Below are 13,746 nucleotides of genomic sequence, written 5' to 3'. Positions count from 1 at the left end.
CGGCCCACCACGCCGCGAGGGGCCCCAAGTCAAGCCCCAATCGCGGCGCCGAAGGCGCCCCCGGAAGACGCAGCGCCCCACGACACCGGCAGCCAACAAAAGGCGACCACGCACGAAACCGGCAGCCGACAAAAGGCGACCACGCACGAAACCGGCAGCGCCCCACGACGCCCAGAATTGTCAGACCCAACTGGCAGAATTAAAAACAGGGGTCCCCCGAGCGGGAGGACCCCTGCGAACGCGTGAACGCCAGGACCGTGACCGTCAGGCCTTCTTGCCGTCCTTGTCCGGCCGAGGCAACGGGAACTGCTCAGTCTTGGCGTCCCCACCCTCCTCAGGCAGCGGCTCCAACACCTCAGCCGCCTTGGCCACGGCATCCTGAGCAGCAGTGAACTGCTTGGTGAGACTCTCGTGCACGGCGCGCAACTGGGCCTCGCGCTGAGCCGCCGCCGAGAGGCGCCGGTCCGCGTGCTCGTCGGCCTCCCGGATGGTCTGCTCGGCCTTGGCGGAGGCCTCCGCCACCGTCTTCTCCGCAGCCGCCTTGGCCTCAGCCAGAGTCTTCGCCGCCGACACGGAAGCGTCGTTGACGGTGTTGTCCGCCTTGGTGGTGGCCTCGATGGTGAGCGCCTCGACCTTGGCCAGCGCCTCGGATTCCAGCTCCGAGATCATCTTCTCGGTTTCCGTGCGCTTGGCGACCAGCTCATCCTCCAGCGACGCTAGCGCCGCCTTCTTGCGGTCGGCGGCCTCGGCCAGGATCCGCTCCGCCTCGCCTCGCGCGTCCGTCAGCACCTTCTGGTGCTCGGCGTTCAAGGTCGACTTGAGCTCGTCGTACTCCTTGTCCAGGTCGTCGTGGTACTTGGAGTACTTCTGCTCCAGCGCCGTCCGCCGCTCCTCCAGCTCAGCCGTCTTGCGGTCGAACTCCTCGGCTACGCGCGAAGCGTCCGCGCGTACCTCGGCTACCAGGGCCTCGTGCTCGGCGGACAGCTTGGCGCGCAGTTCCGCGTGCTCGGACTCCAGCGAGGCGCGGCGTTCGTCGTACTGCTGCTGCAGCTCGACCGTGCGCTGCTGGTGGGCCGCCTCCAGCTGCTTGCGCCGTTCCTCCAGCTCGGTCAACAGCCGGGCGTGCGTGGCCTTCGTCTCGGCCGCGTAGCGGTCGGCCTCGGCGCGGGTGCTGTTCGCCTGGTCGACCGCCGACTTACGGATGTCGGCGATCTCCTCCTCGGCGAGGCTCATCATCACGCGTACGCGTTCGGTCACGTTGGCGCCGCTGACGGGGCTGTTCGCGATGTTGTGCAGCTGGCCCTTGACCTTGTCGAGTTCTGCTCTGGCCGCGTTGAGGAGCTTCGTCAGCTCACCGGCCTGGGCGGCCGCGGCGTCACGGGCCCGGTTGGAGTTGCGCAGGTCGAACTCCAGACGGGTGACGCGTTCGTTCACCTGTCGCTGGTTGTAACCACGGAGTACAACGTCGAAGTGTGCTGTGCGGGCAGGAGGCTGCCCGGTCCCATCGGCCCCGGCCATATGGCTCACCCTACCGAGATGCCCGGAAAGATCGTCACTCGATCCAGCGAATCCCACTACAGGGTGGAGTCCGACCGGGTGCCGCACGCGAAGGATCGATCAGGATGACGCCCGTCACGTGGGACAGCGCTCCCGAGTGGCGGGAGCCGCAAGGTAACGTGCCGAAACTGACCGCCGAGTAACCGGGAGGGAACGGACATGTTCCGCAAGGTTCTTGTCGCGAACCGCGGCGAGATCGCGATCCGAGCGTTCCGAGCCGCCTACGAACTGGGTGCTGGAACGGTCGCCGTCTTCCCCCACGAGGACCGGAACTCCCTGCACCGCCTCAAGGCCGACGAGTCCTACGAGATCGGTGAGCCCGGTCACCCCGTGCGGGCGTACCTCTCCGTCGACGAGATCATCAAGGCGGCGCGCAAGGCCGGTGCCGACGCGATCTACCCCGGCTATGGCTTCCTGTCCGAGAACCCCGAGCTGGCACTGGCGTGCCGTGAGGCGGGTCTCACGTTCGTTGGCCCCGTCGCCGAAGTGCTGGAGCTCACCGGTAACAAGGCGCGCGCCATCGCGGCCGCGCGCGAGGCCGGGCTGCCGGTGCTGGAGTCGAGCGCCCCGTCGTCCGACATCGACGAGCTGCTCGCCGCCAGCGAGAAGATGCGGTTCCCGGTATTCGTCAAGGCTGTTGCCGGTGGCGGTGGCCGCGGCATGCGCAAGGTCGACGACCCGGCCGCGCTGCGCGAGTCGCTCGAGGCCGCGTCACGCGAGGCCGAGTCCGCGTTCGGTGACCCGACCGTCTTCCTCGAGCAGGCCGTCGTCGAGCCGCGCCACATCGAGGTGCAGATCCTCGCGGACGGCCAGGGCAACGTGATTCACCTCTTCGAGCGCGACTGCTCGGTGCAGCGGCGCCACCAGAAGGTGATCGAGATCGCGCCCGCGCCGAACCTCGACCCCGAGCTGCGCGCGCGCATCTGCGACGACGCCGTGAAGTTCGCCCGGCACATCGGGTACCGCAACGCGGGCACGGTCGAGTTCCTGCTCGACCCGGACGGCAACTACGTCTTCATCGAGATGAACCCGCGCATCCAGGTCGAGCACACGGTCACCGAGGAGGTGACCGACGTCGACCTCGTGCAGTCCCAGATGCGCATCGCCGCCGGCGAGACGCTGGAGGACCTGGGCCTGTCCCAGGAGACCGTGCAGCTGCGCGGCGCCGCGCTGCAGTGCCGCATCACCACCGAGGACCCCGCCAACGGATTCCGCCCGGACACCGGCACGATCAGCGCGTACCGCTCGCCCGGCGGTTCGGGCATCCGGCTCGACGGCGGCACCGCGGGCGCGGGCATGGCGATCAGCCCGCACTTCGACTCCATGCTCGTCAAGCTCACCTGTCGTGGCCGCAACTTCGCGCTCGCCGTGGCGCGGGCCCGTCGCGCGGTCGCCGAGTTCCGCATCCGCGGTGTGTCCACGAACATCCCGTTCCTGCAGGCGGTTCTGGACGACCCGGACTTCTACGAGGGCCGCGTCACCACCTCGTTCATCGAGAAGCGCCCGCACCTGCTGACCGCGCGGCACTCCGCCGACCGTGGCACGCGCCTGCTGACGTATCTCGCGGACGTGACGGTCAACCGGCCCAACGGGCCGCGTCCGTCCATCGTAGACCCGCGCGACAAGCTGCCGGTCGTCGACCTGAACACCCCGCCGCCCGCCGGTTCCAAGCAGAAGCTGACCGAGCTCGGCCCCGAGGGCTTCGCGCAGTGGCTGCGCCAGCGCAAGCCGATCGGTGTCACCGACACGACGTTCCGCGACGCGCACCAGTCGCTGCTCGCGACCCGCGTGCGCACCAAGGACCTGCTCAACGTCGCACCGCACGTCGCGCGGCTGACGCCCGAGCTGCTGTCGCTGGAGTGCTGGGGTGGCGCAACGTTCGACGTGGCGCTGCGGTTCCTCGCCGAGGACCCGTGGGAGCGCCTGGCCGCGCTGCGCGAGGCCGTGCCGAACATCAACCTGCAGATGCTGCTGCGCGGCCGCAACACGGTCGGCTACACGCCGTATCCGGAGGCCGTGACAAAGGCGTTCGTGGAGGAGGCGACCGAGACCGGCATCGACATCTTCCGGATCTTCGACGCGCTCAACGACGTCGAGCAGATGCGCCCGGCGATCGAAGCCGTGCGGGAGACCGGAACGGCCGTCGCCGAGGTCGCGCTGTGCTACACCAGTGATCTGTCCGATCCGGACGAACGTCTGTACACACTGGACTACTACCTCAAGCTGGCCGAGCAGATCGTCGGCGCGGGCGCGCACGTGCTCGCGATCAAGGACATGGCCGGACTCCTGCGCCCGCCCGCGGCGGCGAGGCTCGTGACCGCGCTGCGCAAGGAGTTCGACCTCCCGGTCCACCTGCACACGCACGACACCGCGGGCGGCCAGCTGGCGACCTACCTGGCCGCGATCCAGGCCGGGGTGGACGCGATCGACGGCGCCACCGCTTCCATGGCGGGCACGACGTCGCAGCCCCCGCTGTCCGCGATCGTCGCGGCGACGGACCACACCGAGCACTCGACCGGCCTCAACCTGCAGGCCGTGTGCGACCTGGAGCCGTACTGGGAGGCCGCGCGCAAGGTGTACGCGCCGTTCGAGTCGGGCCTGCCGGCGCCGACCGGCCGCGTGTACAACCACGAGATTCCCGGCGGACAGCTCTCCAACCTGCGCACGCAGGCGGTCGCACTCGGTCTCGGCGAGAAGTTCGAGGAGATCGAGGCGATGTACGCGGCCGCCGACCGGATGCTCGGACACCTGGTGAAGGTGACGCCGTCGTCCAAGGTCGTCGGCGACCTCGCGCTGCACCTCGTCGGTGCGGGCGTGTCCCCGAAGGACTTCGAGGCGGACCCCGGCAAGTACGACATCCCGGCGTCGGTGATCGGCTTCCTGCACGGCGAGCTGGGCGACCCGCCCGGCGGCTGGCCGGAGCCGTTCCGCAGCAAGGCGTTGCAGGGCCGGCCCGCGCCGAAGGGCGTGGAGGAGCTGACGATCGAGGACGCCGCCGGCCTCTCCGAGAACCGCCGCGCGACGCTCAACCGCCTGCTGTTCCCGGCTCCCACCAAGGAGTTCCTGGCGCACCGCGACGCGTACGGCGACACGTCCGTGCTGCGGTCGAAGGACTTCTTCTACGGCCTGCGGCCGGGCGAGGAGTACCAGGTCGACCTGGAGCCCGGTGTGCGGCTGCTGATCGGCCTGGAGGCGATCTCCGAGGCCGACGCGCGAGGCATTCGCACCGTCATGGCGACCCTGAACGGCCAGCTGCGGCCGATCCAGGTGCGCGACAAGTCCGCCGCGGCGGACATCCCGGTCGCGGAGAAGGCCGACCGCACGAACCCGGACCACGTGGCCGCGCCGTTCGCCGGTGTCGTCACCGCGGTGGTCGCCGAGGGTGACAGCGTGGAGGCCGGTCAGACGATCGCGACGATCGAGGCGATGAAGATGGAGGCCGCGATCACCGCGCCCAAGGCCGGTGTCGTCGCCCGGCTCGCGCTGCGCGGCGCGCAGCAGGTCGAGGGCGGTGACCTGCTTATTGTGCTCGGTTAGCGGGAACACCTGATCCACACGCCGCGTTGTGGTTGCAGGAGGTGCCGCGATGAGGAAGACGGTGGGAGCGCTGCTCGGGCTGGCGGGCGTCGCGTGGACTTTGCGTGACGTTCCGGCCGCGCTGGGTGGCACGCCGGACCCGGCGAAGATGAGCCGCTCGCCCCAGTTCCGCGACGGCACGTTCCACAACCCCGCCCCGACGCGGGTGATGCCGGACGGCGACGCCGCGAAGGTCACCGCGCGCGACTTCCTGTTCGGCGGGCAGAAACGCAAGCCCTCGGCGCCGGTGCCGCTGGTCGGACCAGCGGCACCGGTGTCGTCGGGCCTGCACATCACCTGGTACGGGCACGCTTCCGCGCTGATCGAGATCGACGGTGCCGCCGTGCTGCTCGATCCGGTGTGGAGTGATCGCTGTTCGCCTTCCGCGCACGTGGGCCCGCGCCGGCTGCACCCGGTGCCACACCGCCTGGAAGATCTGCCGTCGTTGTCGGCCGTGGTGATCTCGCACGACCACTACGACCACCTCGACATGGAGACCGTGAAGTGGCTGCGCGACAACTCCTCCGCGGTTTTCGTGGTGCCCCTTGGCATCGGGGTGCATTTGACGCGGTGGCAGGTGCCGCTCGAGCGGATCGTCGAGCTCGACTGGAATGAGACCTTTGCCGTGGACGGGTTTTCGCTGACCTGCACGGCGGCACAGCACTTCTCGGGCCGTGCCTTCAAGCGCAACCAGACGCTGTGGGCGTCGTGGGTGATCGTTCGTGAGGGGCGCCGCGTCTTCTACAGCGGCGACACGGGTTACTTCTCCGGGTACTCGGAGATCGGCGCGACATACGGCCCGTTCGACGCGGTGCTGATGCAGATCGGCGCGTACAACGAGAGCTGGCCGGACATCCACATGACGCCCGAGGAGGGCCTCGACGCGTTCGGCGACCTCGGCGGCGGCCTGCTGATCCCCGTGCACTGGGCGACGTTCAACCTGGCGCTGCACGACTGGACCGAGCCGGTGGACCGGGTGTGGCGCGAGGCCAAGGCGCGCGACGTGTCGCTGGCCGTGCCGCGGCCTGGTGAGCGGATCAACGTGGACGACCCACCCGAGGTGGCCGGCTGGTGGCAGGCGCTGGCCTGAGTCGGTGGAGATCCACGCCGTCCCCCAGCACCAGGGCGCTGCTTCGTCCGGTCCGGACTCCGGTCAGGCGTTGGCACTGCTCGCCGGTGCGGACCGGTGGATCGACGTGCCGCCGACCCGTTCATCGGCGGTCGACGGGATCTTGTGTCGCGACGAGCTCCTAGCCGTGCGCCGGGCTCAGGAGAAAGCACTCGCCGAGGCGCGGGGCCCGGTGCTCACGATCGGCGGCGACTGCGGGGTCGAGCTGGCGCCGCTGGCGTTCGCCCGCCGGCGCTTCGGCCACAAGCTCGCGGTCGCGTGGTTCGACGCGCACGGCGACCTGAACACCCCTTCGACGTCGCCGTCCGGGGCGTTCCACGGCATGGTCCTCGCGGCCGCCATGGGGCTCGGCGACCCTTCGTTCGTGCTGTCGCCCCGCGTCAGCCGGGTGGCTTTGATCGGCGCGCGGTCGTTCGATCCTTTCGAGCGACGGCAGATCTGGGAGGGCCGGGTCCGGCACGTCACCCCCGCCGCGGCGCGCCTGGCGGGTGTGGTCAGCTCGTGCGTGCTGGAGACCGAGGCCGAGGCGGTCTACCTGCACGTCGATCTCGACGTGCTCGACCCGTCGTCGTTCGACGGTGCCCGGTTCCGCTCGCCGGGCGGGATGAGCATCGAGTCGGTCGTATCGGCGATCGGGGAGATCTCGCGGGTGGTGCCGATCGTCGGGGCCGGGATCACCGAGTGCGTGACCGATGATCAGGCTTCGTTGCGGCGGCTGGTGCCGTTGCTGGAGGCAGTGCGGGCGGGAATGCGTGCCTTGAGCTGACGCAGGGCGTGCAGGACATCGTCGCGGTGCTTGGCGTCCTTCAGCCATGCGGGCAACCGGGCGACCATCGTCATGCCGGGTATCTCGCCGCGTTCCCGCAGCTTCGCGGACACGTACTGCTCCAGATAAAGCAGATGCGCCTCGTTGTACGCCCACAGCGTGTGGCCGCGGCAGTCGGCTCGCAGCCACAGGGGAAGCTCGAAGTACGGGTCGATCGGTGGGCCCCACACCGATCGGCTGAACGGCCGCGTCGCCGCGTGACCGCAGCTGCCACACGCCAGCCGGCGGTTCGCACCCCACGGCGTCACCACGGCTTGCGACGCGCAGCGGGGGCACACGACGAGGATGTCCGCCAGGGCGAATGAGTTTCTGGTGACTCCTTGGTCGCGGAACCGGTCGTTCATCCACCCATCATGCCGTGCGGCTCCAGCGCAATTCGGTGGCGCGAACGGGCCGTTGGCGCTGCGATGGACCGGGAACTGTCAGACCTTCGTGGAAAAATGAAAACAAGGGGACCCCCTTCGCGGGGGGACCCCTCATAGGTGTTGGGGGGAAAGGCTGTGCGAACTGCGGTGGTGACGGGCGGCGGCACGGGAATCGGCCGGGCGATCGCGCTCGAGCTCGTGGCGCAGGGCGTCGAGGTCGTGATCACCGGGCGGCGGGCCGACGTGCTCGCGCAGGTGCCCGGCGTCAAGGCGGTGGCGTTCGACGCGACCGACCCGGAGGCGGTTCGTGAGGCCGAGCTGCCCGAGCGGGTGGACATCCTGGTGAACAACGCGGGTGGCGTCGTGCAGCGGGACAGCGTGAAGGAGACGTGGCTCGCCAACTACGAGCTGAACGTCGTCAGCGCCGTGCTGGTCACGGAAGCGCTCGAACCCCGCCTCAACGACAACGGCCGGGTGATCACGCTCGGCTCGATCGCCGGGCGGCGCGGCGGCGGGAGCTACGGCGCGGCGAAGGCGGCGGTCGAGGCGTGGACCGCGGACCTGGCCGGCGAGCTCGGGCCCCGCGGGATCACCGCCAACGTCGTCTCACCCGGACTGATCGTCGACACCGAGTTCTTCGGCGACCGGATGACCGACGAGCGGCGCGAGATGCTCGTCGGCCAGACCAAGAACGGCCGGGCGGGGACGCCCGAGGACGTCGCGAAGCTCGTGGCGTTCCTCGCGTCTCCCGATGCGGGGCACATCACCGGACAGGTGCTGGCCGTGAACGGCGGAGCGCACCTGGGACGATAGGCGCGTGACGCGCATCGTGGCCGGGACCGCCGGCGGCCGCAGGCTGAAGGTTCCGCTGAAGGGCACCCGGCCCACGTCCGAACGCGTGCGCGAGGCGTTGTTCAGCGCGCTGGAGTCCATGGTGGACCTCGACGGCGCGCGCGTCCTGGACCTCTACGCGGGGTCCGGCGCGCTCGGGTTCGAGGCGCTGTCGCGCGGGGCGGCGGCGGCCACGTTCGTCGAGTCGGACCGGAGGGCCGCGGACGTGCTCAAGGGCAACGCCCGTGAGCTGGGGCTCGGCGGCGTCACCGTGGTGAACCGGCCCGCCGAGGCGTTCACCGCGACCAGCGGCGACGCGTTCGACATCGTGTTCGCGGACCCGCCGTACGCGGTGACCGACGAGGAGCTGGGGCGCGTCCTCACCGCTCTGGTTTCCAACGAACGGGTGGCGCAGGGCACAGTTCTCATCGTCGAACGGGCGTCCCGCAGTCCGGAACCGGACTGGCCGGACGGGGTGGAACCGTTGCGCGCCAAGCGATACGGGGACACCGCGCTGTACTGGGCGCAAGCGTGATGCGGACCACGCACTCCTCTGGGCGCGTCCGATCGGGTGCTACGGTCCGCCCATGACGCGTGCCGTGACCCCCGGCTCCTATGACCCGGTCACCAACGGCCATCTGGACATCATCGAGAGAGCGTCGAAGCTCTTCGATGAGGTAGTCGTCGCCGTGATGATCAACAAGAACAAGCGCACGCTCTTCTCGGTCGAAGAGCGGATCGACATGCTGCGCGACACCACTAAGCAGTGGCCGAACGTCCGGATCGACTCGTGGCACGGTCTGCTCGTCGACTACTGCCGTGAGAACGACGTCAAGGCCATCGTGAAGGGTCTGCGCGCGGTCAGCGACTACGACTACGAGCTGCAGATGGCGCAGATGAACCATCAGCTGACCGGTGTCGACACCCTGTTCATGCCCACGAACCCGCTCTACAGCTACCTGGCCTCGTCGCTGGTGAAGGAGGTCGCCACCTACGGCGGCGACGTCTCCTCCCTGCTGCCGCAGTCCGTGCTGCAGCGTCTCCAGCAGCGCCTCGCGGAGACCCGCTAGAGCGACAGCTTCATGCCGACGTGTGACGGCACGAAGCCCAGCCGTTCGTAGAACCGATGGGCTTCCTGCCGTGACGCGTCCGTGGTGAGCTGCACGAGCCCCGCGCCGCGCCGGCGGGCCTCGTCGATCGCCCACTCGACCAGCTGCCGGCCCAGTCCCGCCTTCCGGTGATCGTCATGGACGCGGACCGCCTCGATGGTCGCGCGGGTCATGCCTGTGCGGGACAGGCCCGCCGTGAAGGTCAGCTGCAGCGTGCCGATGATCTGGCCGTTGTCCTCGGCGACCGCCAGAAACTGGTGCGGGTCAGCGTCGATGACCTCGAACGCCTTGTCGTACGCGGGGTCGCCCGGCCGTTCCCGCGTCGCGCCCAGTGGGTCGTCGGCGAGCATGGCGACGATCGCCGCGACGTCCTCGCGGGTGGCGCGCCTGATCTTCATGCGAGCTCCAGGACCATGGCGACGTGCGACTGCGTGAAGCCGAGCCGCTTGTAGAAGCGGTGTGCGTCCACTCGGTCGTTGTGGCTGGTCAGCCGCACGACGTCCACCCCCCTGCGCTTGGCCTCGTCGATGGCCCACTTGATCATCTCGGTGCCGATGCCCGCTTTGCGGTGGTTCCGGTGGACGCGCACGGACTCGATGTTCATCCGGCGACGGCCCTGGTACTCCAGGGTGCGCGAGAAGGTGAGGCTCAGGGTGCCCACCAGTTCGTTGTGCTGCTCGACCACGGCCGTCAGGCGGTTCGGGTCGTTGTCGATCTCTTCGAACGCCTCCGCGTACACCGGGTTGCCTGGGCGTTCCCTGGTGGCGCCGTGCACGTCGTCGGCTAGCAACTCGATGATCTGGTCGAGGTCGTCTCGGGTTGCGCGCCTGATGGCGAACTCCATGTTGCCCCCTGTTCTTTGACACGCCCTGCGATCTCCACGATCGGGGGAGATCCGCAGTGCAGACTATTGAGGGATCAACAGGTGGGAGTGTGACGTGTACCGGGTGTTCGAGGCCCTCGACGAGTTGGTCACCATCGTTGAGGAAGCACGCGGCGTGCCGATGACCTCGGGTTGTGTCGTGCCCCGCGGGGATGTGCTCGAACTGCTCGACGACGTGCGCGATGCGATCCCGGCTGAGCTGGATGACGCGCAGGACGTTCTCGATCACCGCGATGAGCTCGTCGGGAAGGCCAAGCACGAGGCTGAGGCCGGCGTTTCCAAGGCTCGCGCCGATGCTGACCGGATTCTCGCCGAAGCGCAGGCTGAGGCTGAGCGGATGTTGTCCGAGGCTCGGGCTCGCGCTGAGCGGATGGTCGCTGAGGCCGAGGATCAGGCTGAGCGGACCGTGGCCGCTGGGCGGCAGGAGTACGACGAACTCGTCGGGCGGGCTCACTCCGAGGCTGATCGGATGATTCAGGCTGGGCGGGCCAACTACGAGCGCGCTACCGAGGAGGGGCGGGCTGAACAGGCGCGGCTCGTCGACTCGACCGAGGTTGTTCGGGCTGCTCACGCTGAGTCCGCGCGGGTGTTGGACGCTGCGCAGTCGGAGGCGATTCGGCTGCGGAACGAGTGTGACGCGTATGTGGATGGGAAGTTGGCCGACTTCGAGGATCTGCTTGCGCACACTCTCCGATCCGTCGGCAAGGGGCGATCGCACTTGCGTGGGCCGGCTATTGCGGGGGCCGCGGCGCCGTTCGACTACCACGACTGATCGGGGCCGGCGCGAGTCGTGCGTTCGCGTGCCCTGAGTCGTACGTTCCCGACCCCTGAACGGGGGGCGTGCTCGCGCGAGTCGTCAGTTCGGCCCCGGTGAGTCGTCAGTTCGGCTCTGGCGAGTTCTCAGTTCGGTCCCTGCGGGTTTGTCAGTTGGGATCCGGCGAGTCCTTGTGTTGCTGATCTTGTCGGGGGTGCCTGCTTCGATATGTGCAAGGGGTGCTTCGTTCGGGGGGACCCCTGGCTCGCCTTTGCGCGGGTGTTGTGTCGCCTTGCGTCCTGCTCGCTTCGCGGGCTGCGGTTTGGGTTGACGCGGCGGCTTTCGTGGTGGGGTCGTTAGTGCGACGCGCTGACTTTCCTTGGCTGCCGGTTGGGTGCGTGGTTGCGCCTTGGCTGCCGGTTGTGTGCGTGGTCGCCTTTTCCTGCTCGGGGCTCCGCCCCGGACCCCGGCTCAGCTCAAAGAGGCCCCCTCCCGGTGGTCCGGTTTCGTAGTGGGTTGCGTTGAGGGTGGTGGGCCTCCCGTCACATCGCACCGGAGGAAACCGCAGGTCAGACCCGGTGTCAAGGCGAAAAGCGTGCCTTGACACCGGGTCTGACCTGCGGTTTGGCTGCGCCTGCGATGCGACGGGAGGCCCACCACCCTGGTGGAGTGCGCGCTGGCGCGCGCGGGTGGGGCTGGGGCTCGCGCTTCGCGCATCGAGTGGGTGGGGCTGGGGCTCGCGCTTCGCGCATCGCGTGGGTGGGGCTCGCGCTTCGCGCGTCGTGTGGGCCGTTCGGGGGACGGTGGTAGGTGGTCTTGGGCACACATTTGTGTGCGATCACCTGGCGATTTCACGCCTCGGCCACTCGTCCCGTACCCTGGAGCGGCTGGACGTGGTAGGTCCCCGCCAGCAAACACCCGATTATGTCTGAGCATCGTCACGCGTCCACGCGTCCCGCAGCCACCGGGCCCTGGGTTTTCGACACCAGGGACCTCGGTCGTCGTGCGGGCTCCAGCCGACCTCTGAAGAGGAGCGTTCCGGCTGAAGGGGTTGGGCTTGAAGGCGTGATCGCGGTGGGTAAGGGCGGGGAGGTCGAACTCGACCTGTTGACGGAGTCCGTCGTGGAAGGCGTGCTGGTCACGGGTACCGCGTCGGCGGACGTCGAGGGGGAGTGCTCGAGGTGTCTCGAGCCGCTCACCGACACGGTCTTGGTCCACATCACGGAGCTGTACGCGTATCCGGACAGCACCACGGACGAGACCACTGAAGAAGACGAGGTCAGCCGGATCGTTGACGATCTGATCGACCTCGAGCCTGTGGTTCGCGACGCCATTGTGCTCGCGTTGCCGCAGGTGCCGCTCTGCGAGCCGGACTGCCAGGGGCTTTGCCCCGAGTGCGGCGGCAGGCGGGCGGAGCTCGGGCCCGACCACGGGCATGAGACGATTGACCCTCGCTGGGCCGCATTGCAAGAGCGGTTCAGTGGTGACAACTCGGAGGAGAAGTAGTCGTGGCCGTCCCGAAGCGGAAGATGTCGCGCGCGAACACCCGCGCCCGCCGCGCCCAGTGGAAGACGTCTGCCGTGCACCTGGTTGCGTGCCAGAACAAGGCATGCAAGCAGCCGAAGCCGCAGCACGTCGCCTGCCCGGCCTGTGGTCAGTACGCTGGCCGCCAGGTCGCTCAGCCGGCCTGATCTCCTCGACCACGTAGTGGGGGGAAGGTCGTCGCGCGGTCAAGCTCCTGATCGTGCGCCTTTGCTCGAAGCGCTCGGCGTCGAAATCGACGCCGAGCTGCTCGTGCTCGCCCTGACCCATCGGTCCTACGCGTACGAGAACGGTGGCTTGCCGCCGAACGAGCGTCTCGAGTTCCTCGGCGACGCCGTGCTGGGCCTGGTGGTTACGGACCACCTGTACCGCACCCATCCTGACCTGCCCGAAGGGCAGCTCGCCAAGCTCCGCGCCAGCGTCGTGAACATGCACGCGCTCGCGGGGGTGGCGCGCAACCTCGGCGCCGGTGGGCTGGGCGCTCACCTGTTGCTCGGTCGAGGCGAGGAGCTGACCGGCGGCAGGGACAAGGCGAGCATCCTCGCGGACGGTCTCGAGGCCGTCATCGGTGCGGTGTACCTGCAGTTCGGTATCGATACCGCACGAACGTTGGTTCACCGGCTGTTCGATCCGCTGCTGGCCAAGGCCCCTCTCCTGGGCGCCGGCCTGGACTGGAAGACCAGCCTGCAGGAACTCACCGCCCAGGCCACACTCGGAGTGCCCGAGTACAAGGTCGATGACCAAGGGCCTGACCACCGCAAGGAGTTCACCGCCACGGTGCTCGTCGGAGGACAGGCGTACGGCAAGGGTGATGGGCGCACCAAGAAGGAAGCCGAGCAGAAGGCGGCCGAAGCCGCCTATCATGTTCTGTCGGAGCGGGTGCTCGCCGAGCAGGAGTCGGCGGCGTCCGCGAACGGACAGAATGGCGCCTCGGTGACGCCAGGGACCTCCCCAACCGAGGAAGACTAGAGACAACGCGATGTATGCCACCAGGTATCGCACCAACCGTCGCCGCCCCGCACGGGGCCCGATGAACGCCAGCCGCAGCGGGGGAATCCAGGGCCTCGTGCTGGTCCGGGATCACAGCCAGGCGGGCGTATGGGTACTCAAGCCGACGAAGCCGCAGGCCGCGGCCATCGTCGACGTGCCCGACGAGGACTCGTCCGAAGACTGA

Annotated in this window: 15 protein-coding genes; 11 read left to right on the top strand and 4 right to left on the bottom strand. The window is 68.9% G+C overall.

The window, feature by feature from the left end; genetic code table 11:
- Nucleotides 1–264: 264 nt before the first annotated feature.
- The gene (locus QSK35_RS24360) at nucleotides 265–1,434 is read right to left on the bottom strand and encodes a coiled-coil domain-containing protein (RefSeq protein WP_285749764.1); all 1,170 of its coding nucleotides are present in this window, start codon (nucleotides 1,432–1,434) and stop codon (nucleotides 265–267) included.
- Between the two features lie 282 nt (nucleotides 1,435–1,716).
- Between QSK35_RS24360 and QSK35_RS24355 the strand changes: the two genes are divergently transcribed.
- The 3 genes from QSK35_RS24355 to QSK35_RS24345 are packed head-to-tail and all read left to right on the top strand — an operon-like array spanning nucleotide 1,717 to nucleotide 7,028.
- Complete coding sequence (locus QSK35_RS24355) at nucleotides 1,717–5,094, top strand: pyruvate carboxylase (RefSeq protein ID WP_285749763.1); 3,378 nt, start codon at nucleotides 1,717–1,719, stop codon at nucleotides 5,092–5,094.
- A gap of 49 nt (nucleotides 5,095–5,143) precedes the next feature.
- Nucleotides 5,144–6,223, top strand: a complete 1,080-nt coding sequence (locus QSK35_RS24350; RefSeq protein WP_285749762.1) for an MBL fold metallo-hydrolase — start codon at nucleotides 5,144–5,146, stop codon at nucleotides 6,221–6,223.
- Nucleotides 6,224–6,227: 4 nt separating this feature from the next.
- A complete protein-coding gene (locus QSK35_RS24345) occupies nucleotides 6,228–7,028 on the top strand; it encodes an arginase family protein (RefSeq protein ID WP_285749761.1) in 801 nt (266 codons plus the stop codon).
- Here QSK35_RS24345 and QSK35_RS24340 read toward each other — a convergent pair.
- Nucleotides 6,959–7,432, bottom strand: coding sequence for a TFIIB-type zinc ribbon-containing protein (locus QSK35_RS24340; RefSeq protein WP_285749760.1), 474 nt, complete (start codon nucleotides 7,430–7,432; stop codon nucleotides 6,959–6,961). The genes QSK35_RS24345 and QSK35_RS24340 overlap by 70 nt on opposite strands.
- Before the next feature lie 156 nt (nucleotides 7,433–7,588).
- On the opposite strand from QSK35_RS24340, the gene QSK35_RS24335 reads away from it, so the two are divergent.
- The 3 genes from QSK35_RS24335 to coaD are packed head-to-tail and all read left to right on the top strand — an operon-like array spanning nucleotide 7,589 to nucleotide 9,354.
- Nucleotides 7,589–8,266 (top strand): SDR family NAD(P)-dependent oxidoreductase, encoded by a 678-nt coding sequence (locus tag QSK35_RS24335; RefSeq protein ID WP_285749759.1) that lies wholly within the window; start codon nucleotides 7,589–7,591, stop codon nucleotides 8,264–8,266.
- A 4-nt stretch (nucleotides 8,267–8,270) separates the two neighbouring features.
- On the top strand, nucleotides 8,271–8,819 hold the full coding sequence (rsmD, locus tag QSK35_RS24330; RefSeq protein ID WP_285749758.1) for a 16S rRNA (guanine(966)-N(2))-methyltransferase RsmD: 549 nt from the start codon (nucleotides 8,271–8,273) through the stop codon (nucleotides 8,817–8,819).
- A gap of 52 nt (nucleotides 8,820–8,871) precedes the next feature.
- Nucleotides 8,872–9,354: a pantetheine-phosphate adenylyltransferase gene (gene coaD, locus QSK35_RS24325; RefSeq protein WP_285749757.1), complete on the top strand. Its 483-nt coding sequence runs from the start codon at nucleotides 8,872–8,874 to the stop codon at nucleotides 9,352–9,354.
- Here the strand turns inward: coaD and QSK35_RS24320 are convergent.
- A complete protein-coding gene (locus QSK35_RS24320) occupies nucleotides 9,351–9,791 on the bottom strand; it encodes a GNAT family N-acetyltransferase (RefSeq protein ID WP_285749756.1) in 441 nt (146 codons plus the stop codon). The genes coaD and QSK35_RS24320 overlap by 4 nt on opposite strands.
- The gene (locus tag QSK35_RS24315; RefSeq protein WP_285749755.1) at nucleotides 9,788–10,237 is read right to left on the bottom strand and encodes a GNAT family N-acetyltransferase; all 450 of its coding nucleotides are present in this window, start codon (nucleotides 10,235–10,237) and stop codon (nucleotides 9,788–9,790) included. The genes QSK35_RS24320 and QSK35_RS24315 overlap by 4 nt, the downstream gene beginning before the upstream one ends.
- Nucleotides 10,238–10,331: 94 nt before the next feature.
- Between QSK35_RS24315 and QSK35_RS24310 the strand changes: the two genes are divergently transcribed.
- The 5 genes from QSK35_RS24310 (at nucleotide 10,332) to QSK35_RS24290 (ending at nucleotide 13,746) form a co-directional block, all read left to right on the top strand.
- Nucleotides 10,332–11,048: a DivIVA domain-containing protein gene (locus QSK35_RS24310; protein ID WP_285749754.1), complete on the top strand. Its 717-nt coding sequence runs from the start codon at nucleotides 10,332–10,334 to the stop codon at nucleotides 11,046–11,048.
- Between the two features lie 906 nt (nucleotides 11,049–11,954).
- Nucleotides 11,955–12,536, top strand: a complete 582-nt coding sequence (locus QSK35_RS24305) for a YceD family protein (protein ID WP_285749753.1) — start codon at nucleotides 11,955–11,957, stop codon at nucleotides 12,534–12,536.
- A gap of 2 nt (nucleotides 12,537–12,538) precedes the next feature.
- On the top strand, nucleotides 12,539–12,721 hold the full coding sequence (gene rpmF, locus QSK35_RS24300) for a 50S ribosomal protein L32 (RefSeq protein ID WP_285749752.1): 183 nt from the start codon (nucleotides 12,539–12,541) through the stop codon (nucleotides 12,719–12,721).
- A gap of 16 nt (nucleotides 12,722–12,737) precedes the next feature.
- The gene (gene rnc / locus QSK35_RS24295) at nucleotides 12,738–13,541 is read left to right on the top strand and encodes a ribonuclease III (RefSeq protein WP_285749790.1); all 804 of its coding nucleotides are present in this window, start codon (nucleotides 12,738–12,740) and stop codon (nucleotides 13,539–13,541) included.
- Between the two features lie 61 nt (nucleotides 13,542–13,602).
- Complete coding sequence (locus QSK35_RS24290) at nucleotides 13,603–13,746, top strand: hypothetical protein (protein ID WP_285749751.1); 144 nt, start codon at nucleotides 13,603–13,605, stop codon at nucleotides 13,744–13,746.

It is taken from the genome of Lentzea sp. NBRC 105346, assembly GCF_030269605.1.
Lineage (GTDB): Bacteria > Actinomycetota > Actinomycetes > Mycobacteriales > Pseudonocardiaceae > Lentzea.
Note: the sequence above shows the minus strand (reverse complement) of the source record. Positions and strands in the feature narration are given on the sequence as shown.